The 22,889-nt window shown below is 46.1% G+C and carries 21 protein-coding genes, 2 tRNA genes and 1 other RNA gene; 6 read left to right on the top strand and 18 right to left on the bottom strand.

Annotated features, from left to right (window positions below; all coding sequences use genetic code 11):
* Window positions 1-65: 65 nt before the first annotated feature.
* Window positions 66-139: transfer RNA gene (locus tag JUF10_RS08180), tRNA-Glu, on the bottom strand.
* 181 nt (window positions 140-320) lie between these two features.
* Between JUF10_RS08180 and JUF10_RS08175 the strand changes: the two genes are divergently transcribed.
* Window positions 321-392 (top strand) — tRNA-Gln (locus JUF10_RS08175).
* A gap of 783 nt (window positions 393-1,175) precedes the next feature.
* Here JUF10_RS08175 and JUF10_RS08170 read toward each other — a convergent pair.
* From JUF10_RS08170 to JUF10_RS08135, 8 genes are all read right to left on the bottom strand, one after another.
* A complete protein-coding gene (locus JUF10_RS08170; RefSeq protein WP_203641711.1) occupies window positions 1,176-1,754 on the bottom strand; it encodes a hypothetical protein in 579 nt (192 codons plus the stop codon).
* A 41-nt stretch (window positions 1,755-1,795) separates the two neighbouring features.
* A complete protein-coding gene (locus JUF10_RS08165; protein ID WP_203641710.1) occupies window positions 1,796-2,413 on the bottom strand; it encodes a hypothetical protein in 618 nt (205 codons plus the stop codon).
* A 220-nt stretch (window positions 2,414-2,633) separates the two neighbouring features.
* On the bottom strand, window positions 2,634-4,469 hold the full coding sequence (locus tag JUF10_RS08160) for a SpaA isopeptide-forming pilin-related protein (RefSeq protein WP_203641709.1): 1,836 nt from the start codon (window positions 4,467-4,469) through the stop codon (window positions 2,634-2,636).
* A gap of 501 nt (window positions 4,470-4,970) precedes the next feature.
* Entirely contained in the window at window positions 4,971-6,317 is a 1,347-nt protein-coding gene (locus JUF10_RS08155) for a glucose-6-phosphate isomerase (RefSeq protein WP_203641708.1), read from the bottom strand.
* 132 nt (window positions 6,318-6,449) lie between these two features.
* Window positions 6,450-7,310 carry a GRP family sugar transporter gene (locus JUF10_RS08150; RefSeq protein WP_203641707.1) on the bottom strand — a complete coding sequence of 287 codons (861 nt, stop codon included), beginning with the start codon at window positions 7,308-7,310 and terminating at the stop codon, window positions 6,450-6,452.
* A 182-nt stretch (window positions 7,311-7,492) separates the two neighbouring features.
* Window positions 7,493-8,641, bottom strand: a complete 1,149-nt coding sequence (locus JUF10_RS08145) for a class I SAM-dependent methyltransferase (protein ID WP_203641706.1) — start codon at window positions 8,639-8,641, stop codon at window positions 7,493-7,495.
* Window positions 8,642-8,704: 63 nt separating this feature from the next.
* Entirely contained in the window at window positions 8,705-10,174 is a 1,470-nt protein-coding gene (locus JUF10_RS08140) for an ATP-binding protein (protein WP_203641705.1), read from the bottom strand.
* A gap of 2 nt (window positions 10,175-10,176) precedes the next feature.
* Window positions 10,177-10,902, bottom strand: a complete 726-nt coding sequence (locus tag JUF10_RS08135) for a response regulator transcription factor (RefSeq protein WP_203641704.1) — start codon at window positions 10,900-10,902, stop codon at window positions 10,177-10,179.
* Between the two features lie 275 nt (window positions 10,903-11,177).
* On the opposite strand from JUF10_RS08135, the gene ssrA reads away from it, so the two are divergent.
* Window positions 11,178-11,548, top strand: a transfer-messenger RNA (tmRNA) gene (gene ssrA / locus JUF10_RS08130).
* 1,087 nt (window positions 11,549-12,635) lie between these two features.
* Here ssrA and JUF10_RS08125 read toward each other — a convergent pair.
* The 8 genes from JUF10_RS08125 to JUF10_RS08090 form a co-directional block, all read right to left on the bottom strand.
* Window positions 12,636-12,953: a hypothetical protein gene (locus JUF10_RS08125; RefSeq protein ID WP_203641703.1), complete on the bottom strand. Its 318-nt coding sequence runs from the start codon at window positions 12,951-12,953 to the stop codon at window positions 12,636-12,638.
* Complete coding sequence (locus JUF10_RS08120; RefSeq protein ID WP_203641702.1) at window positions 12,943-13,314, bottom strand: DNA replication protein; 372 nt, start codon at window positions 13,312-13,314, stop codon at window positions 12,943-12,945. The genes JUF10_RS08125 and JUF10_RS08120 overlap by 11 nt, the downstream gene beginning before the upstream one ends.
* A 252-nt stretch (window positions 13,315-13,566) precedes the next feature.
* Window positions 13,567-14,967, bottom strand: coding sequence for a virulence-associated E family protein (locus JUF10_RS08115; RefSeq protein WP_203641715.1), 1,401 nt, complete (start codon window positions 14,965-14,967; stop codon window positions 13,567-13,569).
* A gap of 15 nt (window positions 14,968-14,982) precedes the next feature.
* Window positions 14,983-15,756: a bifunctional DNA primase/polymerase gene (locus JUF10_RS08110; RefSeq protein ID WP_236008191.1), complete on the bottom strand. Its 774-nt coding sequence runs from the start codon at window positions 15,754-15,756 to the stop codon at window positions 14,983-14,985.
* A gap of 228 nt (window positions 15,757-15,984) precedes the next feature.
* Window positions 15,985-16,347, bottom strand: coding sequence for a hypothetical protein (locus JUF10_RS08105; RefSeq protein WP_203641700.1), 363 nt, complete (start codon window positions 16,345-16,347; stop codon window positions 15,985-15,987).
* A 316-nt stretch (window positions 16,348-16,663) separates the two neighbouring features.
* The gene (locus JUF10_RS08100) at window positions 16,664-16,948 is read right to left on the bottom strand and encodes a hypothetical protein (protein WP_203641699.1); all 285 of its coding nucleotides are present in this window, start codon (window positions 16,946-16,948) and stop codon (window positions 16,664-16,666) included.
* A gap of 13 nt (window positions 16,949-16,961) precedes the next feature.
* Window positions 16,962-17,180, bottom strand: coding sequence for a hypothetical protein (locus JUF10_RS08095; protein WP_203641698.1), 219 nt, complete (start codon window positions 17,178-17,180; stop codon window positions 16,962-16,964).
* Between the two features lie 30 nt (window positions 17,181-17,210).
* Complete coding sequence (locus tag JUF10_RS08090; protein ID WP_203641697.1) at window positions 17,211-17,426, bottom strand: helix-turn-helix domain-containing protein; 216 nt, start codon at window positions 17,424-17,426, stop codon at window positions 17,211-17,213.
* Window positions 17,427-17,570: 144 nt separating this feature from the next.
* On the opposite strand from JUF10_RS08090, the gene JUF10_RS08085 reads away from it, so the two are divergent.
* Complete coding sequence (locus tag JUF10_RS08085; RefSeq protein WP_203641696.1) at window positions 17,571-18,230, top strand: helix-turn-helix domain-containing protein; 660 nt, start codon at window positions 17,571-17,573, stop codon at window positions 18,228-18,230.
* Window positions 18,231-18,358: 128 nt separating this feature from the next.
* A complete protein-coding gene (locus JUF10_RS08080) occupies window positions 18,359-19,513 on the top strand; it encodes a site-specific integrase (protein ID WP_203641695.1) in 1,155 nt (384 codons plus the stop codon).
* Window positions 19,514-19,731: 218 nt separating this feature from the next.
* Here the strand turns inward: JUF10_RS08080 and JUF10_RS08075 are convergent, their stop codons facing one another.
* Window positions 19,732-20,292, bottom strand: a complete 561-nt coding sequence (locus tag JUF10_RS08075) for a TetR/AcrR family transcriptional regulator (RefSeq protein WP_203641694.1) — start codon at window positions 20,290-20,292, stop codon at window positions 19,732-19,734.
* Window positions 20,293-20,550: 258 nt separating this feature from the next.
* On the opposite strand from JUF10_RS08075, the gene JUF10_RS08070 reads away from it, so the two are divergent.
* Both JUF10_RS08070 and JUF10_RS08065 read left to right on the top strand, forming a co-directional pair.
* Complete coding sequence (locus tag JUF10_RS08070) at window positions 20,551-21,945, top strand: YhgE/Pip domain-containing protein (protein ID WP_203641693.1); 1,395 nt, start codon at window positions 20,551-20,553, stop codon at window positions 21,943-21,945.
* Between the two features lie 336 nt (window positions 21,946-22,281).
* Window positions 22,282-22,851 (top strand): C40 family peptidase, encoded by a 570-nt coding sequence (locus JUF10_RS08065; protein WP_236008190.1) that lies wholly within the window; start codon window positions 22,282-22,284, stop codon window positions 22,849-22,851.
* The last annotated feature ends 38 nt before the right edge of the window (window positions 22,852-22,889 follow it).

The following is a 22,889-nucleotide window of genomic DNA, read 5'->3' as shown; positions in this document are numbered from 1 at the left end:
AGAGCCAGGAACGCCGGATTATCAGCATTTTTAGCTCTTTTAGTATTTCAGTGATTCTCTATTTATCACCCGCACGGGGCTCGAACCCGTAACTCCGCCTTGAGAGGGCGACGTCTTAAACCAGTTTGACCAGCGGGCAATGTCATTTACTAGCAATATCTAATTTACGCTATCCAACAAAAAATGTCAATTGTTCTCTGCATAAAATTACAAAAAGTCGGAAATTCATGCAGTTCCAACTACTTTTTAAAGAAAATTGGTTGACACCAAAAGCGGAACAAGTTACTATTAAATAGTTGCTTAAAGGCAACACAGATCATTGGGTATTCGCCAAATGGTAAGGCAGCGGACTCTGAATCCGTAAGTTACTGGTTCGAGCCCAGTATACCCAATATTCGTTATCAGCTGTGATCATTGGTTGTCAAAGACACCGTGATTACAGTTTTTTATTACTTTAATTTATCATTAGTTCTCAGCGACTTAATACTTGAGCGAGGCAGTGACTGTTAACCCATTTTGGCTAGCAGTTTTTTATATGGTGTAATACATATACACAATGTAAAAATAGTAAAAAGATGAAAAAAGCAACAACACTTGTAGCAAGAAAAAGAATATTTTTAAGATGTTATCAGTTAGACTCCTCTCAATGTACTTACTATCAACAACTTCTGATTTAAATATACAACTTACCAGAATATAGACTGTTGGTAATAAAAAGATAATATATTTAGCATGGGTTAATGAGTCGACACCATTAATTCCTATATGCATAGGTATCGTATTTTTCAAATGCGGATATAAAAACAATGAATACATAATCTCCAAAAGGTACACACCAACGAATACATAAAATGATTTCTTATAAAAAGAGCTAAATCTGTAATTCAACATGTTGTTCACCTGCTAAGCATTAACGGATTTGCACCTCATAGTATCACTGATAATACGTTAAAAAGCACAATAATGCCCGGTTCCTTATGCAATTGAACTTGCTAATGATTACCAACAATCGTTTTTAATTTATATCTTGGCGCATTGGAATCACACTTTCTGATCCCAGTTATATGTATTAAAAAGACGAGGCTATTACACCTCGTCTTGGCTAAAATTAATATTTTTTTCAAAGGCGATTCATCATACAACTAGCTTAAAAATGGGCTTACTGCCACTCCTATCTAGTTCCAACCGTAATCATTACCGTAATTGTCCCCTTTAGGATTGGTTTGCTTCGTCAATTTCTTACTGGTGTAGTAGTATGGTTCATCAACTGGCAGGGAATCTAAGTTTTTGGCATGTAGTACCTTGACCTTCTTGCCATCAACCTTAGTTGTCACTACTTTATAACTCCGCAATGCCCGCTTTGGTCCCATAAAGAAACGTTTGCTAGTGTCCCAAGCGCCCATTCTGGTTGACTTACCAGACTTATAAGCCACCGCCCAATTGTCCTTACCCTTCTGAAGCTTCTTAGCTGGATCGTATTGGTGTAAGACTGACTTAAACGTTCTAGACTTAGTCGTCCCCCAGCCTGCCCAAGTGTCCGTCAGCTTAGTTGCAGTGAAGGTTAACTTGCTGTACGTGAATTTACCGTTATCATTCTTTTCGTAATGGTACCACGTCCGCCGTAGAGCCTTAGGATAGGTTTTGAGTGACTTCTGTGCTTTGGCATCCGCTGTCAATTCTGGTGTGGCGACAATCGCTGCAGCACCCATCGTGGTGGCAACCATTGCGGCACTGACTAGTTTGATTAATTTCATTGTGTTTGCTCCTCTATAATTTCTAAGTTTAATCGACTACTTTAATATGGCAGTTTCTGGTATAACTTCTTGAGATTCTTCTTGTCATACTTAGTTGGCTTGTCTTCCTTGAAGGATGAAAAATTCATAACACTCTCAAAATTTTTAGACGTATTCAAGCCTAAAATATCTCCGATTGCTGTGCTGCCCCAACCAGCTCTCTCAGTCTTGTTGAAATAGAACTGCTTCATCATTTTCCGAGACAACAAAATTTTATAATTGAAGTACTGAGTTGATATTGAACTCGAATCTTCAGCATCTTCATCCACCATTGGATAGTTTTCTGAATACGTGTAAGGATAGTTTCCCCCAGCAGTCTTAGTCGTTGTCAGCACTATATTGGCCGCCGATGCATCACTCGTCTCCACCAGCTTCACCACTTTCAGATGATTCCAGTTTTTAACTGCCAACTTCCACACACCACGGTAATAGCTCCCAGTTGATGAGATATGATATGTAATCGTCCTCCGTGGAAAACTGGCTTTTGCCTTAGCTTGCGCACTGACTGGACTAGCTAAACCAACGCCAATCAACCCTAACACGACAATGATACCTGTAATCCAACGTTTACCTAAACCTTTCATATTTTCTCCTTTCCTTGTTACATAATTATTTTTCAACTATTGATTTCCTTAAACGACGTCGAGTTTGACCACATGTACGGTCAATGAACATTGTTCAGGTCACAAGGTCCGCTTCATTATACAAAATCAGCATGACACATTATGTCGTTTGCCGCCATTTACCGAAAAATATTTTAAAATAATCAAAAAAGGCCACGTTTTCTCGGAGAAAATCCCAGAAAACGTGGTCTATTTCAATTCCTACTCATCACTAATCTCAGTGCTTGCGCAACCAACCGTAACCAAATCCGCCAGCAATAACCAGTAAAGCCACGCCCACAATCGTGTCTACCAAACTGTGCGACTGGTTTTCACCGGTCTGTGGTAAGGTCGACCCCACGTATGAGCCGTTACTGTTTGACTGACCACTGTGGCTAGTACCATTCGATGATCCAGTTGAAGAAGCCCCTGCTCCACCAGTCGTCGTACTTGGCGCTGTCGTGGTCGAACTGTTACTGCCTGCCGTCGTTGGTGACGTAACCGGCTTGTTCGGCTTCGTCGGTTTAATTGGCACTGTCGGCTTCGATGGCGTGACTGGTTTAGTTGGCGTCGTCACTGGTGGCACCGTAGTTCCGGGTTTCTCCGGCGTTGTTGGTGTTGTGACTGGTGGCGTCGTGGTTCCCGGATTCTCTGGCGTTGTTACCGGTGGCGTCGTCGTTCCTGGATTCTCTGGCGTTGTTACCGGTGGCGTCGTGGTTCCCGGATTTTCCGGCTCCGTCACTGGTGGCGTCGTCGTTCCTGGATTTTCCGGCTCCGTCACTGGTGGCGTCGTCGTTCCTGGATTTTCCGGCTCCGTCACTGGCGGTGTCGTGGTACCCGGATTTTCTGGTTCCGTTGTGCCGCTTTCTTCCTTCGTGTCGGTCGTCTTAACGAATACGGTGTCCAGACTGCCCTCAGTAATCGTAAATGGCACTGGTTCCTTATTCAACGTATAACCGGTTGGGGCCGTCACCTCAACGAACTGGTAGTTACCAGCTGGTAAATTCGGATAGGCAATTGCCCCATCCGCATCGGTCGTTAGCCCTGCCTTGATGACCTTGCCGGTACTGTCCTGCAAGTCATACACGGCACCTGCTAATTTTTGACCAGTCGCACTATCCGCTTTGGTTAAAATGACCTCGCCAGGAACGTTCTCGTCCCCAGTGTTGTTATCACCATTACCACTGCCGTAACCACCCCAAACGATCCGCGCAGTGACGGTCTGACCGTTCAATGAGGCCGTATTCAGCCATTCACCACCCGTACCTGAAATCGCTGGTGTGGTTTGGTAGGTCATGTTCACGGCCGTCTTGACGTTTTCAAACGTAAAGATCAGCGTGTTACTTCCAACATCGACCGTCGGTGTCAAGGTGCCACCATCGCTGATGAAGTCCCCAGTCTGCGCATCGTAACGCCCCGTCGTTACCTTTACACTGCCTTCAACGTATTTCTGGCCAGGACCCATACTATCCGTAATGACCGCTTGCCCCATATTAGTACTGTTGGGGTTAAACGCCACGTTCCAGGTCAATTTAGCTGGTGACCCATCCGGATGACGCTCGCCAGCCCAACCAATCTTATTGATTCCCCAGTCTAGGCCGATATTCTCGTTCTGTGAACTCCCTTTGACATAAAATTTCAACGAGCCACGCCGGTTCGTCGCCGTCCCGGCTAAAGCACCGTTAAAGGTAATTGTCCCGGTACTCTGCCCCTCTTTGATGGTAAACGTCCCAATCTTCTGGCCGTTATCATCGTAGAGTGGAAATGTCACATCCCGTCGACCCACGGCTGTATGCGGAAATGTGACGGTTGCCGTATCGCCATCCTGAATCATCTCGCCATCTGGCAATCCCCAGGTGTAATCAACCGTATAATTATCCCACTTGCTTAAGTCGCTTCCATTAGGAATTCGGTTCCCGTTAGCATCCGTAATAATGGCATCATTTTCACCCACACCAAAAATCGACATCTCACTGGCATGCGCTGTAATGCCACCAGCACCGAGGCCTCCGACAAGATAGACGATGATGGCTATCACTATACCCATCACGACAGCGGTTATCTTCCTTCGCATCGTAATCCTCCTCCAATTCACCCTAAGCCAACGATTACCGACCATCCTAAATCGGTGATTGTGGCAATCGCTGGCCTCATAAGCAACTTATTTTAGACAATACTTCGACTGTCTTGTATTCACTATAACTGGTATTTAACAAGTCAGTCTATCATCAAGAAAAATTGGTGGTGGTTAAAAAAGAGTGGCTCATAACGTCGTCAAATTGTTGTGTTTCTGTTGACTCAACTGAAAAGTCGTCGCCACTAACGTTGGTCTGACGCAATTTACTGGTTTATGAGCTGAATGGTCAATTGGCTTAGTGGCCCATCTAATTTGTTACCTTCACGTGGGTAAATTGACTGCCACTATCTACGGTTTATGCAGAATTTGAATTTTAATGACTGGCTTCAATCGGAACCTACTTATCAATTTTAGACCTAGACTACATCCCTTTTTTTTCAAAAAAATACCCCGCCAACAAAAATTGACAGGGTATTTCATCATTCATTTAATTTAGGATTAAAGACGTGCGTTCAGTTCCTTACCTAACTTTTCAAAGCCAGGCTTGCCTAACAGAGCGAACATGTTCGTCTTGTAGGCTTCAACACCTGGTTGGTTGAATGGGTTGATCCCATTCAGGTAACCTGAAACGGCAACGGCCACTTCAAAGAAGTAAATCAAGTAACCCAACGTGTAAGGCGTTTGGTCTGGGATGTGAACGCCCATGTTAGGAACGCCACCATCGGTATGGGCCAAAACAACCCCTTGGTAAGCCTTGGTGTTGACAAAACTCATTGGCTTGCCTTGCAAGTACTTCAGACCATCTAAATCGTCACTCGCACTTGGGACGTCAACGTCGTTTTGTGGTTGGTCAACCATAATAACGGTTTCCATCAAGTTCCGACGACCCTCTTGGATGTACTGACCCAAGGAGTGCAAGTCGGTCGTGAAGTTAGCAGAAGATGGGTAGATCCCCTTTTGGTCTTTCCCTTCGGATTCACCCATCAATTGCTTCCACCATTCTGCGAAGTACTGGAGACGTGGTTCGTAGTTTTCCAGCAATTCTGTGGTGTAGCCCTTCCGGTACAGAATGTTCCGTAAGGCAGCGTATTGGTAAGCTTCGTTCTTGGTCAAATCAGGGTTCGTGTAAGCATCCTGAGCATCCGCAGCACCCTTCATCAATTCGTCGATGTCAGCGCCAGAAGCAGCGATTGGTAATAAACCAACAGCCGTCAAGACGGAGTAACGACCACCAACGCCATCAGGAATCACAAATGACTCGTAACCAGCGGCGTCAGCCTCGGTCTTAAGCGCACCACGGGCCTTATCAGTCGTGGCGTAGATCCGACTCTTAGCACCGTCAGCACCGTACTTCTTGATCAGCATGTCCTTGAAGATCCGGAAGGCGATGGAAGGTTCCGTCGTGGTCCCAGACTTCGAAATGATGTTGACAGAGAAGTCGCGGTCGCCGATCAGGTTGATCAGGTCATTGACGTAGTCAGGGCTGACAGAGTTTCCAGCAAAGAAGACTTGTGGTCCTTGACGCTTTTCAGCTGGTAAGTAGTTAAAGAAAGTGTCGTGTAAGAAATCCACGGCCATCTTCGCACCCAAGTAAGACCCACCGATACCAATCACAACCAGGACTTCGGAATCGGAACGGATCTTCTTAGCAGCAGCTTTAATGCGTGCAAATTCTTCCTTGTCGTAGTCGTGTGGCAAAGCCAACCAGTCACGGAAATCACTGCCGGCACCAGTACCGTTACGGAGTTCGCTGTCCGCAGCGGTGACGAGTGCTTGCATTTCTCCTAACTCATTGTCATGAATAAACGGGTCAAGTTTGGAACGATCAAAGGCGATATGTGCCATATTTAGATAACCTCACTTTTATTATTATTGACTAGTCCATTATAACGCATTTCTCTAAAAAGTAAATGGTCTAGTCCAAACTTTTTTGGAAATAAAAAAGGCCGACAACGCCCGTCATCAGCCCGTTTATAACTATTTCATTATGCCGAGAGTTACCCCACCAGCAACGACTAAAAGTGACCCGATGGTAATGTAGACCATTTCGCGACTGGTCTTCTTTTCACCCAGTAACCAAATGCTCCCAAAGGTTGAGATAACGATTCCACATTGGGCGAGGGAGTAGCTAATCGCCAGCCCAACTGACGGAATCGCCATGAACATGAAGAAGTTCCCCACGCCCCAGACCAGTCCGGTAATCATGTTCTTCGCAGTGGCCTTATGCCAAACCTTCTGCCGAGAGAACATGACGAAAATCAAGGCACCCAAGATCATCCCAATGGATTGTGGGAAGATGATCGTCTTCGATGAGATGCCAGACATGTTGACGATTACCGTGTAAAGTACGTAACCGATCGTTGAGATCACGATGGCAACGGATCCCTTACCGGCTTCCATGTGTTCCGTACCGGCAACCGCTTTTTTGTCACGCAAGGAGGTTAAGGCTGCACCGGCGATTAGGACGATAACAGCAATGGTTCCCATCGTGACCATCCGCGTCGTTTTCCATTCGTGGAAGAGCAAGACACCGGCCAGCGCCGTCCCGACCAACTGGAGACCAGTCGAAATTGGCACCGTTCGTGAGATCCCAATAAACTTCATCGCTTGAAATTGTTCAAACTGACCAACGGCCCAGCAGAGTCCAGAAGCAACCCCCACCAACATTGCCATCCCAGTCAATTGACTGTGGAAGTACACTAAGGAGAAAATCCCAAAGATGACGGCCCCAGCGGTCATCCCCAACGTTTGTTGGTAAGATGTCCCACCTAACCGGCCACTAATTAATCCAATACTACCCCAACACACCGTTGGAATTAAAGCTAATAATACACCCATTTGTAAACCTCAACTCTCGTTTCAATTCTGACTTTTCTCTCTGTAAGCGCTTCTTAATTTGCAATAGTAAGTTTAAATGTTTCCATTCCAAAAGTAAACCATTGTTGTCTAAAAAAATACCGATTGGCAAGTGGTCTATCTTACCAATCGGTACTTCTTGTGTTAGTTTTCAAACGTTTTCATTAAATAATCGTTAGCAGTAAACCCTTTAATGATTCACTGTGTCGGTCCGAAACATTGCTCTGAAAATCGTCTGGTGACTGGAAGGTTGTGGAAACACTTACAGAACCGGTATAATTTTCAACAGCATCGTTTACAGTCTGCCGTAATCGTTTCAAGTTGTACGTTGGGGTCGTGGTCGTGACCAGTACTTGTGAACCGGTATGGGTCAATTTCAGCGCCTGTTCGATCAGATCTTGCAGGTCTTGTTCCAAGGTAAAGGCCCGCTTCTTCCCCCGGACGAAGGCTGGTGGGTTGATGGCGATCGTGTCAAACGTCAAGTCATGCTTCACGGCGTAATCCAAGTAGTTGGCGACGTCCATGGTCCGCATTTCAACGGCGGCTTGATCCAGGTTGTTGGCGTCCAATTGGGCTTGCGTTGCCGTGGTTGCCCGGTTCGTTGGGTCAACGGTGACGGCTTCCACCGCACCACCGACCATCGCAGCCGTGACCACCCCAGTTTCGGCGCTAAACAGGTTCAACAGGCGCTTTTGGGCGCTGTCTGTCTTGACCCAGTCGCGGATGTCGCGGAATTCTAAGGCCAATTGTTGGCGACCAGACGTTAAGTCAACGGGATAAGCAATGCCATTTTCCATAATCGTCATTGGTTGCTTGCCCAAGTCACCCCGGACGAGTTGCGCCTTTTCCTGTCCAGCGGAAACGGAGACGATGGGGAAGCCCTTGCCCACGATACGGTCAAAGGCGGAGTAGATCAGCCGTGACTGTTGCTTCAGGGCTTGGTTCTCCCAACGGAAGACGTACACACCGTTGTAAACGTCGATGGTCAAGCCACCGAGGTTGTCCCCCACACTGTTGAACAGGCGGTAACCGGCCACGTCAGCGAAGGCTGAACGCCGAGCCGCTGCTGCCCGCAATTTGCCAGCAAAGAATCGTTCGTCAATCGCTTCATTTTCCCGTAGGCTCAGCACGTAGCCGATCCCCCGGTGTTGTTTTGCAAAGTAAGCTGTGGCGACGAAGTGACCGTGGTTTTCCAATTGAACCCACGCGCCGTCCTCGAAGTCATTATGGTTTTCTAGGTCTGTTAAAGATACGATGGGATAGCCGTCCTCGAACTTACGGACGGATTTTCCGGTAATTTGTACTCGTTTCAAAAGTTTCCTCCTTAAATGGTTCCCCTCATTGTAACATGCCACGCGGCTCAGCACAGCTCCTGATTACTCAGCTGGCTTGGCGCGTTCAGAATTTGTCTGATGTTGGTCGGGGAAAATGACGGTAAAGGTCGTGCCGACCCCTTCCTTACTGGTAACGCTGATCTTTCCGTGATGCAGTTGGACCAGCTGATGCACGATGGATAGGCCTAAGCCAGACTCGCCATACTTGGTGTTCTTCCGTGACGGATCGGCCTTGTAATAGCGTTCCCAGATGTTCTGCAGTTGCTTGTCGGACATCCCCATCCCGGTATCGGCGACCTTCACGATGGTCTCCTCATAACCACGTTGAGCGGAAATGGTGATGTTCCCCTGCTGCGTAAACTGAATGGCATTCTGCGTAATGTTGAACATGATCTGGACGAACCGGTCATAATCGGCGTACACCGGAATTTCCTTCGGTGCTTGCAACTCCAGTGAATCCCCGCTGTCATCGGCTTTTTGCTTCAGCTGTTCCACAATGTTATGCAGGGCGTCAATGGCATTGAACTCGTGCAGGTTGAGCATGATCTGATTCGAACGAATCTTTTCGTAGTCCAGATTTTCGTTGACCAACCGAATCAGGCGACTGGTCTCACTACGCATCAGTTCGATGCTCTCTTCCTTACTCTCTTCGGGAATGGCATCGTAGGCCAAGCCTTCCAGCAGACCGTTGATGGTGGTCAATGGCGTTCGCATCTCGTGAGAGGCGTTGGCCATGAATTCTCGGCGGCGTTCTTCCTGACGTTGGATCTCTTCTTGTGAATCCTTCAACGAGTGGGCCATGCCGTTAAAGTCGTTGATCAGGTCATCGATTTCATCCCGATTGCGGCTCGCCATTTGAACATCATAGTTTCCTTTAGCCACTTGATTGGTCGCTTTTCGCAGGCGATTGATTCGTGACGTGTAGTACCGGGCCAAAATATAACTGGCGACGATGGCCACCAAACAGGAGACTAGCAAGGATTTGATCAGGTTGCGATTGATCTGGTTGACGTTGGTATTGATGTCGGAGACGAAGGCCCCCATCACAACGACCGCGACCAGCTTATTATTATAGAAGTAAGGTTTCATAACTTCGGTCACGGCTGGCCCAACTTGCCCGTTCTTATTACGGACCCGCCGATCGACAACTTTGTGAATGATTTGATTATTCTTTAATTTCTTCCAATCAGAACTGTCGATGGACTGTTGATAGACGTTCGCCGGAAAAACGATGCGGTTCGATGAATTATAAATGGCCGTACTGACCGCCTGATTTTGCAGCAACTGCTCGCTATTTTCTAGTGCCGTCGTGTCGAAGTTGACGACCTTCGGATGCTGCGAGCTGATTCGTAACGACTGTTCAATCAGACTATTCGAGTACTTTTCCAGGGAGTTCCACGTGTTGCTGTACACCATGTGCCGGGTCATCTGCGAATAGGACACGCCCATCAGAACCAGAATGATCGTAATGGCCGCAAAGAATCCCAACATTTGTTGATACATTAGCTTCATTGTTATTTTGCTCCACTATCGTCAAATTTATAACCCACCCCCCAAACGGTTTGGATAATCTGGGGGCCAACCTTTTCGATCTTCTGCCGTAACTTTTTGATATGGGCGTCCACGGTGCGTTCGTCACCGTAGTATTCGTAATCCCATACCAATTGCAGGAGTTGTTCCCGCGAGAAGACCTGGCGTGGCTTCTGGGCTAGCGTCTTGAGTAAGTCGAATTCTTTAGGCGTTAAGTCTTGAATCTGCCGACCGTTTAAATAGGCCTCGCGGGTCTTCGTGTTGAGCTTGAAATTTTCAGTGACCACGTCAAATGATTCCGTGTCGTTTAGCGGCTCGGTATCGGTCTTGGAAATGGGGCCGAGTTCGGCGCGCCGGTGCAGGGCCTTGATCCGCGCAATCAACGTGATTGGGCTAAATGGTTTCGTGACGTAATCGTCCGCGCCCATTTCAAGGCCCAAGACCTGGTCACTTTCCGAATCTCGCGCCGTCAACATGATAATTGGCACAGTTGGCGACAGCTTGCGAATCTCGGCGCTGACCTGCATGCCGTCCAAGCCGGGCAGGTTCAGGTCGAGCGTGACCATATCCCAATCGTTGGGTGCGGCGGCAAACATTTCGACCGCTTCGTTCCCATCGTAGGCGAATTGCGCGTCCCACTGCTCCTTCTTAAAGAACATGGACATCATCTGTGATACTGAATGGTTGTCTTCAATCATTAATAACTTCATTGCTACCTCCAAAAGTTCAGTCTCTCACGTACTCGGAGCCGGCAAAAAGCTAGTGAGTCATAGTGTCTTGAACTTAACAGGTTAATCAGACATCCCCATGATAGAATCATGAAGTTTCTGTAACTTTTCGCCGGTTACTTATTTTTCGGCCGTGTGGGCCCTTAATTACCTATTATACTATACCGTGGCCGTCGATATTTCCTTAAATTAGCTGCAAACAGGCGAAATAGTTTTCACGACCGCTAAGATATGCTACACTATATGAGTATCGTCATGGGGCCGTTCTGGATTCGACTGGTATAGGTTGAAGCTTGACTGCGCGTCGTAGCGGCATCTACGTTAAAAGGTCCAGTTTATTATAACTGCAAAAAATAATAACAATTCTTACGCTTTAGCTGCTTAATAGGCGCTTAACGTAGATCCTCCTAGGCTTGCCCGCGGTCTAGATCTGGGTCCTAAATTTAACGGGCTTACGCTAACGGCTCCCACCTGAAGTACGTTAGAAGAGATGAATCAGGTTAGCTGAGTATGTGGGCCCTGACAGGCGGCAAGTTATTCAGTGAAACTATAAGTAGTCTGCCTATGCGTGTAGACGTTAAGTTGGCAATATGCTAGGACGCGGGTTCGATCCCCGCCGGCTCCATTTTTCAGATAAACCCATGATGTAAGTACCGTCTTAACACCGTGGTTATAGGGTTTCAAGTTTCGGCGTATCACATAGAAAACCATAGAATGGCATTCAATGGCATTCAAAATGGCATTCACGAAATGACCCAATAAACCAGCGGTGATAGGAATAAATGGCTGTTAGTCAAATTGACTAGCAGTTTTTATTTTGGCTAATTTTCTGGCTATCATTTTAGGTGCCTTCTCTAACATCCCATAATAATCAACGGGCAATGGCAATATTGAGTGTAGCTACAACGGCGTATCCTTCACTAACGCCCTACTTATTTCTTGGCTATACACGGGGATGGGATCACCACTATGGTTCAATCCTTTGTAAGCCCCAGCATTTACCTGCATGATTGCTCCTTGAATTTTACAAATCACTGGTTAAAAATTCCCTACTACGCCCGCGCCCTAAAGTGTTGTTTCCACAAAAAGGGTGCACCCCCTTTTTAAATAGGGTGCACCCTTTTCCATTGAAAACGTTGGTATATCAGCATGCACCATAGTGTTGTTTCTAGAAAGTTCACTTTAGGGTGCACCCTTTTTGCATTCTTCGCCTCTATGCTTTAGACCGGATGATCAGCATTATACTTAGCCATACTAGCGACCACTTCATCAATATCATATCCTAGATCCTTAAGAAATTGAGCAGTCAAATCGTTGTCTTTTTGTACCGTATCCATTATATTCATCCCCTTTCATTAGCTTACCTCGTCCATACCAAAACAAGTAAAACTACCTAGCCTATCCGTCATGGTATAATAATCAGCGTGAAGCGGGATGGCTTCTCACTTTCAGGTCGTTAATAGCGGCCTTTTTATTTACATCTTTCTACATAATACGCTGATTATTTTTATTTTAGGATATCATTAACACATTAATGCCTGACTAAACTTGCGCCTGAATTTCGCAAGTATCTGTTACTACTCTACAATTACCTTTTCACTAGTGTTTATCTACAAAAGCACCGATTATGAGACACACTTATGGGGGATTTTTTACTTACGAAATTAGGTTGCCAAAGCTTCCTGGCCTCACCTTGCACTAGCGCTTAGTAGTTATCACTTTAATGCATTGTCACTAACCATTGCAGCAAGTTGTTCCCAACCGTAATCATCCATGTAATCAGGGTGCCGCTTTGCAAAACGCTTGATTCGGTCGCTGTTCTTGACCTGATGCCACCGTACTCGCTTTATCTGGTATCTAACTTGCTTAGCCCTCATCGTTACCCATAACCGGGGATAGCGGCCGGTGTTGACCTCAGCAATTAACCGGTCGGCTGCTTGCTCTAAGGAACCTGCCTTGCGGGCCACACGTTGCTGGTGCTTAAACATACATACCAGCTCTTTTTCTTCACATTGTTTAGTCTTAACTAACACTCTCAGCACCTCCATCCCTATCAACTAAAGTGATCGTTAATTTTAAGTTATCTTTCCAATTAAGCAGGTCCGCACTCTGAATAGCTGTCAGCCGGATACTCATGCTATTAATTTGATGCTCATAGCCTGTAATACCAATCTGCCGTTCTTCCTCACTAGTAGCAATAAACACGCCTTTATGCTGGCCTGACCGTAACGCCACAATTGGCACGCCATACACGTTGACCAAATTACTGATAGACTCCCTAACAGTCCTGACAGTCGAACCAGTTAACTTGGCAATATCTTCCGTACTAGCCGGGTTTTCCCCACCAATGGGGATGGCATTTAATACATTCTGTTCGATCATAGGTAGTTTCATTTTCAGTCACTCGCTTTCCGATTAGGTATAATCTCCAACTTTTATACTTCAAACAAGAATACGTGTGTACCCCGTGTTGAAGTGTTAATCGTTGGTATAACAGTGTTTATTAAGTCTGTGACCCGTGTAAAACCCGTGTTAACGTGTGTTAGCTCTACACGGGTACACACACGTTCTACACACGTAGCACTATCCTAAAAAGCCTAGTTAATAAGGTTCTACACACGTACACTCGTTACACGGGTAATTTTACTAAGACTTTTTATAGCCACGTTGACGTTTACCATTAATAACGAGATTAGCCTTATAGTCCCATCCGCTCATGTTGTCCATGATGAGTTTAATTTTTTTAGCCTCGCCGTTGATTCTTCCCGATAAGAAGCTATCAGTTTGTTTATTAAAAACAACTGCCAATATTTCTCGCGTAGTTGTTTGTTCTAAGGACTGACGTTCATTGCTAAGGTGGCTGTTTAACCACTCCGGTGAGTCTGCTGCTGAATTACCATCCGTGTAGTGATCGAAATAGCTGTGTTTAACACTAAACGTTAATTCGTCCCAATTTAAAGGGACTGGCATAGCTAGGTACTCCTCTATAGCATCTTTCAACGGGTCGATTGCTTGTGCCTCATGCTGATAGGCTTTAGCCTCTTTCAGTGTCTGTTGGTCAAAATAAAGCAGTTCACCATCATCCACCCAAGTCTTAATCTCTGCCAGCGTCTGTAACACATCCACCTTGTTCGGATGCCATGGATCTTTAGTTGGTTTATTGATACCACACCGGACGGGATAAAACCGGCGTTCACCGGTGGCGTCCTTTAAATAGTCCATTTGATTCGTTGTGCCAATAAAAACATTCTTACGGGGATGCTGAGTTGCAAAATGGCCGTAACTATTGCGGTAGTAGTCAGACAAGGCGCTAGTAAAGTTTTTTAGGCCCTCAATATCTGTCTTCTTCATTGCTGACAGCTCTGCAATCTCCACTATCCAACTCCCCATTAGTTGTTGGTAATCATCCTTAGTCTTTCCCATACCTTTTAGTGAGTCATTAAAGTAATCTGGTGCCAAAAGCCGGACTGTAGTGCTCTTACCAATTCCTTGTGGCCCTTCTAAAATAGGTATAATTTCAAACTTACACCCCGGCTGATACACACGCGCAACTGCCCCGGTTAGCCATTTACGGGTAACCATTCGGGTGTAGTGACTATCCTCAGCCCCAAGGTAATCAATAAAGAAAGCCTCAGCTCGCGGCTTACCATCCCATTTAACACTCTCTATTCGTTTTTTCATAGGATTAGACGACTGTTCCCTAGCTACGGCATAGATAGCGTCCTGTAGGTTCTCCGTGGTAAATAGCACATCGTAAGTTTCATCCAGATACATTCTTAACGCTGAATTGTCCTCATCCGACCAAATACCCTTACTTTGATTAGCCGCTGCATTATCACGCAGCTTTGTAATCTGCCCGGTAAACTCATCGAATGCCAGTAGCCCTCTTAAATTATCATCATGCTTCAAGTACACCCGAATATTATGCAACGATGACCGCCTAATTCCGCCATTCGTAGTCTTACGTAAATCGCTTGTCCAATCGCTAGTAGCCTCCGAAATCCGTTTATCACGTTCGGCTGCTAGCCGCTTAGTTTCTGTATCCATTTCCACACTATCACCTCACAATCGTTTGATGATTGACCCGAATATCTGATTGACCTCTTTATCCGGTAAAGGACTATCTAAATGATCGTTGGCAAACTGCAACAACTCATAAGCCGTAGAACTCTGGCAACCCGTCTTGAATATTTTCCCAACCAGTGACGTTAGGAATACATTGCGATTTCCCGTGGCTGTGCCCTGCACTAAATCATCTAGCCAACGACCAGTCCACGTCTTCTTAGTTATTGAGACGTTCTCTCGTGACACGCTCGCTTTCTCTTTGAATAAGTCATTGAGTAGCCAGTCAGGGGCCACCTTTGCTTGGACCAATTGCTGACCGCCTATTGAATGGTAAGAACGTTCTTCGATTACACTAGGGGCAATCACCACAAAATCAGTCAATACATCCACACCGGGACGCCAGTTAACCTCTCGATGGGGATGCTTACTAGATACCGTGAAAAAGAAATGTAGCCCATTCCCCGGTGTCTGCTCAATGTAAGTATCAGTTGGCAATTCATGGCCACCCTGCTTCAACTCAGCAAGACTAGCTACCCCATCAGGGCCGTTCTGGTGTCGGTCAACGTCCACAACTAGTAGGTTGGACGTATCTAAGCGCAAGCCAATGTTAGTAGTCGGCTCTGCCTCAAACCAGCCTGAAACAGCCTGTAAATCGCTTGTCGCTGACTTGTAACCGTCCATCCCCCTAGGCGGTTTCTTAGTGTTGGCAATCAGTGGGAATAGCTTGAATCCTTGCTTGGCTAATGCCAGTGCATACTCTTTTCTATCCACGGTGGCCACCTCTAATCCGTATGGCCAACATTGGGGATGATCGTTAGTGAGTCCCTAACACTGGAATTATTGACCTTAAGCCGATGTATCTGCCCCGCGACTGAATCTCTTTGCTTTTGAGTCAGATTAATTCTGTCCATAAGTTCCTGTAAATAGTCCAATTGGATTAGGGTGCCGTTCAAGCTCACCTCAGCCTCATGTAAGACCTGTGATAGATGCTTAGATTGATTATTCATGGCTAACCTCCCCGTATGCCTGACTGGTTAGCTTTTTAATTGAACTTTCAAATGCTGCTAAAGTTTGGCCCGTTAGACCGTCTAAATCCATTGCTTTATCTTCAAGTAACACCATTACCTTTGTGACCTCTTGAAGAACAAGGTCACGATTTTCCAATTCCTCTCTAAGTTTCCCATTACTGTACCGGGAATAGTCCTTACCATGAGACTCTTTAGCCAACGTTGGTTTAATTAGGTCACACACCGCAATAACAGTTGCATTGCTAGCTTGCGCCTGTTCGCTCTTAGTCCTACCATCGCTTAAAATCTTCAATGTGGCTATTAATGCCGATTCGTTTAATTCTTTTCTGTCCATATTCATTGCCTCATTTCTTAAAATCAACTAGAATAGGCAATGAAAAAAGCATACAAATGCTTGAAATCACTGCACGTATCAGCTCGCCAAAGTTGAGATACGTGCTTTTTGTATGCTCTGATTTTCATTGTGTATTCTCCAATCTGAACTAGGTAGTAAATTGCGGCTCTGTTACTTAAACCTCCTAGCTACCATGCCAGTTGCCACGCCTAAACCATAACTGCCAAAAAAGCCAGCCAACAATAGATTAAATAACATGATCCCCTCACCTTCTTTCAAGCTCCAACTACTAAATGCCTACCACCGCTGGTTTTGCCTACAATTGCAACATCCACTCAGTAATTTCTCGCTTATAGCCAACCACCTTATCCACCTCAGGAAGAAAATGAATTGGAAGGCCGTTGTTAATCAATATGGTTAGTGTTCCCGGTGATACTTTCAGCCACTTTGCAATAGCCTGTTTAGATGACAACCACGGGCTATCTATGGCAGTTTGTCGCCTAGCTTCCTTGATAGCCACTTCAATTGTTGCCATGACCTGTTTCTTAAGCTGTTCATCGTACTCAGGCGGTAATATGACCCGCAACGCCTGTTCATCCACGGTCTAGGCCTCCTCATTTTGCCGTTGTCGGCAGCTTCAATGTAATCTGTAAAATCACCCCCTTAATATTCAGCACATTCTTAATCTGCTGGTAGTCCATCCCCGCACCTAAGAACGTTGTTACCCGCTGCTTAATCAGGCGTACGGCCTCAGCTTCTTCACTGGTTAGGTAGTGAGTGATAGGTTCATCACGCGGAATAGACCGTACCTTGCGTAGCTTAGTGGAATTCACACCCAACGCCTGCCGATAAACTAACCGAGGCTAGGTCTCTTTAACTACCGCTTTTGGCGTGTACTCAATTAATTCTGACAGCGGAATCTGCAAGTAATCACAGATTCTTTTTAAAGTCGCAATTTTAACTGTATTGACATTTCGATGATAAATTGCCGACACCGTTCCACGGCTTAATCCAGTACCCTTGGATACATCGCCAATTGTTAATAATCGTTGTCCAAGAATAGTAGATAAATTATTCATTTTCAGCACCTCCAAATCATTTAATAAACATTGATATCATTATCTGCATGTTTAAAGTACCACATATTTATGATGCTTTCAATGTGCAAGTATCCACTATAATGATTAAATGCTATAATGATTGTAAATTCAGGAGGTAAAAACATGCTAGCAAATCGATTAAACGTTCTACTTGCCGAAAGGCAACTTTCGATCAAACAGGTTGTTGATGAAACTGGTATCTCAAGAAACACTATCTCAAATATTTCCAATAACGTTGGAGCCAATGTAGCAACTGAAACAATTGATGCTCTTTGCCGTTACCTAAATGTAAAACCCGCAGATTTTTTTTCTTACACGCCATATAGTTTTAGACTTCAACTAGAAAAGGAGGATGACTACGATTCATTCATTCTACTCGACGTTAAAAAAGGACGTACTGAACGAATGTACTCTCTCGATGTGTACTACGATACAGATACTATGATTGCAGAAGATAGATCTACCTTAGATATATTTGACCTGTATATAGTAGTTGACGATTCTATTTCTGATAATAATGACACCATTCGCAATATTTTTGAGAATCTCCCTGTTGTCTTTCAAACTGAATTATCCAACATGATGCTAAAGAAAATATCTGAGCGTTTAAATAAATACAACGATCCGCTCACCACGGGAAAGATTCCGAACAATGTTAGAATTCCAATTTTAGATTATCTTAGGCGTTTCGAAGGAAAACAATTAACCACTCTAGTTAGACTCCCTTGGGGCGACTATAAAAGATCATTAGATGTAAATAAAAGGGAAGCAACGTTTCATTGAGGTTCAATTATTCCTATTTTAACGACCTAGGTAAAAGATACTATCATAGCATTTTTTGAACTTTTACTTATGAATGACTTTTATTCTCTACATACCTACCACCGCTGGTATGAAAGGAATAGAGCACTATGGCAAGCATCAAACAATACACTGACCGCAACGGCCAAAAACGTTATCAGTTTCAGCTTTACGTGGGAATCAATCCACAGACTGGCAAGGCACGCAAAACCTCACGCCGGGGCTTTAAGACACAAAAAGAAGCCACCCTTGCCGCTTCTAGGTTAGAACTAGAAATCAGTAAAGGTAGCTTCGATAAAAAAGATAACAATATTTTGTTTGAGCAGGTCTATCAGGAATGGTATGCATCATACACGAACACCGTCCGCGAGAGCACGACCGTTCGGGTTCCTAAAATATTCGATAACCATATTCTACCAGCTTTTGGCAAGAAGCGTATTAGAACTATCACGCTATCAGACGTGCAGCGGGCGCTTAACCAGTGGTTCAAAGAAGTTAAGGTCAATTATAAGCGTTGGTACAACTTCGCTAACAAGGTCTTCCAATATGCTTTAAAGCAAGGGTATATTACTAAGAACCCGGCTGAAATGGTTACCATGCCCCAACGCCGCGATGGTTGGCAACGGGATGCTAACAAGTTTTGGACAAAAGAACAACTTCTCCGCTTCTTTAGCTTCATTGATCCTGTGGAAGAAACTGAGAAATACACGTTGTTTCGGGTGCTGGCCTACACTGGCATTCGGCGTGGCGAGTGCTTGGCCCTGACTTGGCATGATATTAATTTCAAGCAAGGTACGCTGCATGTTAACAAAACCATCACGCAAGGCACCGGAGGCAAACAGATTGTTCAACCACCTAAGACTAGCTCTGGCCGCCGCACAATTATCTTAGACCCCGACACAGTAAAGTACCTGAGAAAGTGGCGGGTTCGGCAACAACGGGTCTACCTCATGCTTGGGTACAATACCATGCAGCCAGAACAATTAGTCTTTGCCAACTCTAAGAACGGGATGAAATCCTTAAACACACCGGGCAAGTGGCTGCATGCTATCGTTGATGATAAACCAGAGTTACCCAACATCACAATCCACAAGCTCCGTCACACTCACGCTACCATTCTTTTGGAAGCTGGTGCATCCCTCAAAGAGGTACAAGACCGTTTAGGCGATACCGATGTTGATACCGTTATGAATGTTTATGCTCACGTCTCAGACCAGCAACGACAAAATACGACCGATAAACTAACCCGATTCATGGAATCCTAACAACTACAATATTGCCTGAAAAATGGCTAAAATTGACCGGATGGCATTCAATATGGCATTTACTGAATGTTGAAAATGGCTTAGAACCCTATTAAACCGCGCTACAATAGCAACGTCATAAATAGTGGTTCGATCCCCGCCGGCTCCATAAATGCCAGTACGTTTAAAACCTATGACGAGAAAAACCACATTCCTTCGCGAATGTGGTTTTTTTGTGCTTATTTTCCCTGAAGCAACTGTTGTGGCGATAATTGTCTACTAGCTGTGAAAATTTCATAGGCCGTCTGGGGTTGTCTAACCGGATCTTGCGTGAGCCAGAAGCAAACAAAATCCCAGATGCCTTGCGTCACGATCTCTTGGGCAAACTCCGGTGGAATCGCCGTATTCGATAGCGGCTGACCAATGACGTCCGCAATGACCGGTTTAATCCGGGATACTAACTGCGAGGCCGGACTATTGATCAATGCCACGACCAGTTGCCGCTGGCGATAGAGGTATTTGAACATCTGCTGAAAAGCGTTCTTTTCATTGTCGACCTCCACACTAGGCTTAGGGTAGCGCGTAAAAATAAGTTGAACCGCCGTGACTAAATCATTCTCATAGTGCGTTAACAAATCAAACTTATCTAGATAATGCAGGTAAAAAGTCCCGCGATTAATTTGGGCCGTCTGGCTTAACTGCTGGACTGTCAAATGGTCAAAGCCTTCCTGCATCACCAGTTTAATGAAGGCGTGCTGAATCTTACGCTCCGTATCGACCATCTTTAGATTCGTTTCCATGTCCATCCATCCCCTCAACAGTCTGTCGATTTTGCAATCAGTTTAAAACTTTTTTTCAGCGTTGCCAATCATCAATCTCGACAATTTTGTTGATTGAATGTCAACTACTCACAAGACCATTCGGCCCTCTTAACGGTCAAAACACCCATCGTTCAACTCATCACGCCCCCATAAATTGTTGATTGTCACATCAAAAATGCCCTGCTATTCTGTAACCGTTCAATCAACACCATGTTTATTTCAAAGGGGCGATTTCCAATGTTCAAAAGTGAATTAAAGTTTTTATGTCAACACAAGATGATGCTCGTGGTCCTCCTCATGATTGCCATCATCCCAGCTATCTACTGCTATCTGTACCTCTCCTCAATGTGGAATACGTACGGCCACACCGACGACATCCCCGTGGCCGTTGTCAATCACGACCGTGCCGTCACCATTCACGGTCAGCGCGTTGCCATTGGCCAACAGCTCACCCATAACCTCGATGACTCCTCCTCACTAGACTTCCGTCATCTCAGCGCCCAGACTGCCCACCGCCAGCTAAAGGCTGGCAAGCTTTACCTGGTCGTCACCATCCCGCACAACTTTTCTCACGATGCCACGACGCTCCTTACGACTGCGCCCCAGCAAATGACGCTCCACTACGACTTGAATTCTGGTGCTAACTACATCGTCTCTAAAATGACGACCGGTGCCAGTACCGCCATCACCAATAAGGTTAGTCATACCGTGACTCAACTTGAGGCCAAAATTCTTCTATCCGCGCTAAGTGGTGCTACCGCCGGCATGACCCGCGCGGCCAGTGGAAGTACCCAACTGGCCACTGGAACCCGACAACTCTTAACCGGCAATCAAAAACTGCTGACAGCGACCGCTCCGCTGAAAAGTCCCGCGTTGACCACTGGACTCACCGCAACGAAAACTGGCTTAACTCAAGTCCAAACGGGTAGTCAAACCTTGAGTCAGTCCTTAACCAGTGGCAGCCTGCGTTTAGCTACCATCGCCACCCGGCCGTCTACCGCCAATGTCCTGGCTACTCCCGTTGTCGCGGCCACCCATGACATCGCTAACGTCCCAAACAATGGTACCGGTATGGCCCCATTTGCCATCGCCATTGGTCTCTATGTTGGTGGCATTGCGTTAGGGACCATGTATGATGGCCGCCGCACTTACAGCGCTCCCCACTCCGCGTTCACTTGGTGGGGCAGTAAAGCCGGGATTATTGCCAGCGTAGCTCTTTTACAAAGCGGGTTACTCTACCTCACCTTACATCAGGCAAACGCACTCACTACGCGTTCCAACTCCCGCCTGTTTGCCGCAATTCTGATTGGCTCCCTACTCTTCCTATCGCTCATCTTCTGCCTCCGTTTGCTACTCGGTGGCTTTGGCACCTGGCTCATCTCCATCGTCTTGGTCATGCAACTGGCAAGTTCTGGCGGCCTATATCCGCTCCCCCTCGTCAGCAATTTTGCCCAAGTCCTCAACCCTTGGCTACCCATGACCTACCTGATTCAAGTCTTGCGCTCGGCCATTTCCACTAACGTCAGTCTCCCCGGCGCTTGGGTGACCATGCTATTGATGACGATTGGCTTCAACCTGTTGATCATTCTCCGGTTCCACCTTGATTTGAAACAGAATCCCCTTACCCATTAGCTACAAAAGACAGTTATTGAACTCAAAGCGAGGTTGTGATGCAGCCTCGCTTTTGTTTGCCCTGCGTACAGCCTAGCATGGTCAGCCCATCAAAAGCTCTGACCGCTATTCAATTTTCGCGGTTGCCTAACTAAGATTCAGCCTCGCTACAATTGTGTCAGCCTACAATCTGTTCAGTCCCCGTAACATCTAACGTCATCAAATTGTCGTCCAGTCTTCACTTGGCTGAAACGGCCCCGCAACGTGCCTCCCCTAAACTAGTCGTTGTAGTCAGCATCTCAGACTGCCAAATACTTAATCATTGGAGTGACCATTATCAAGACCACCACTAGAATTTTGATCAGTACATTCGGGGCTGCTGCCCTCTTCCTATCCGGCGCCACAACGGCTTCCGCACATATGGCGACTGGGTCAACTGGAACGCAGTCAGCTGCTCAAGTCAGCTCAACGACTGCCACAACTAATCGTTCGACGAACACAGCAACTACGCAGACGGCCTACCATCATCAAACAAACGCAACGACCACCACTGCCAACACGACCGCACAATCAACCACGGTTGCCGGTGGCAATGGGGTAGCGACCGCTTTAGCCATCGCCAATAGCGGGACACCCTACGTTTACGGCGGCAATACCACCGCGGGCTTCGACTGTTCCGGGTTGGTTCAATACGCCTTGGGCCTCAGCGCCCGCACCACTTACCAACAGACCCAGCTGGGCACGCACCACTACGATGTCGCTAATGCTCCAGCCGGTGCCATCCTCTTCTGGGGTTCGGAATCGGCTCCTTACCATGACGCCATCTCCTTAGGCAACGGCTCATACGTGGCCGCGCAGAATGAGAACGACGGTATCGGCGTCTTCAGTCAAACTTACTGGGCACCAAGTTACTACATCGTTCTGTAGAAATTTCTAGACATCAAAGGCCAAGAACCGCACTCTCG

The organism is Levilactobacillus andaensis, assembly GCF_016861695.1.
Taxonomy (GTDB): Bacteria; Bacillota; Bacilli; order Lactobacillales; family Lactobacillaceae; genus Levilactobacillus; species Levilactobacillus andaensis.
The sequence above is the reverse complement of the archived record's forward strand: the minus strand, read 5'-3'. Positions and strand labels throughout refer to the sequence as shown.

Bases quoted from the DNA above. Each gene is read 5' to 3' on its own strand.
- JUF10_RS08170 (WP_203641711.1), bottom strand. From the start codon at position 1,754: ATGAAATTAATCAAACTAGTCAGTGCCGCAATGGTTGCCACCACGATG.
- JUF10_RS08160 (WP_203641709.1), bottom strand. From the start codon at position 4,469: ATGCGAAGGAAGATAACCGCTGTCGTGATGGGTATAGTGATAGCCATC.
- JUF10_RS08155 (WP_203641708.1), bottom strand. From the start codon at position 6,317: ATGGCACATATCGCCTTTGATCGTTCCAAACTTGACCCGTTTATTCAT.
- JUF10_RS08150 (WP_203641707.1), bottom strand. From the start codon at position 7,310: ATGGGTGTATTATTAGCTTTAATTCCAACGGTGTGTTGGGGTAGTATT.
- JUF10_RS08140 (WP_203641705.1), bottom strand. From the start codon at position 10,174: ATGAAGCTAATGTATCAACAAATGTTGGGATTCTTTGCGGCCATTACG.
- JUF10_RS08135 (WP_203641704.1), bottom strand. From the start codon at position 10,902: ATGAAGTTATTAATGATTGAAGACAACCATTCAGTATCACAGATGATG.
- JUF10_RS08120 (WP_203641702.1), bottom strand. From the start codon at position 13,314: ATGAAACTACCTATGATCGAACAGAATGTATTAAATGCCATCCCCATT.
- JUF10_RS08115 (WP_203641715.1), bottom strand. From the start codon at position 14,967: ATGGATACAGAAACTAAGCGGCTAGCAGCCGAACGTGATAAACGGATT.
- JUF10_RS08105 (WP_203641700.1), bottom strand. From the start codon at position 16,347: ATGGACAGAAAAGAATTAAACGAATCGGCATTAATAGCCACATTGAAG.
- JUF10_RS08090 (WP_203641697.1), bottom strand. From the start codon at position 17,426: ATGAATAATTTATCTACTATTCTTGGACAACGATTATTAACAATTGGC.
- JUF10_RS08085 (WP_203641696.1), top strand. From the start codon at position 17,571: ATGCTAGCAAATCGATTAAACGTTCTACTTGCCGAAAGGCAACTTTCG.
- JUF10_RS08080 (WP_203641695.1), top strand. From the start codon at position 18,359: ATGGCAAGCATCAAACAATACACTGACCGCAACGGCCAAAAACGTTAT.
- JUF10_RS08075 (WP_203641694.1), bottom strand. From the start codon at position 20,292: ATGGAAACGAATCTAAAGATGGTCGATACGGAGCGTAAGATTCAGCAC.
- JUF10_RS08070 (WP_203641693.1), top strand. From the start codon at position 20,551: ATGTTCAAAAGTGAATTAAAGTTTTTATGTCAACACAAGATGATGCTC.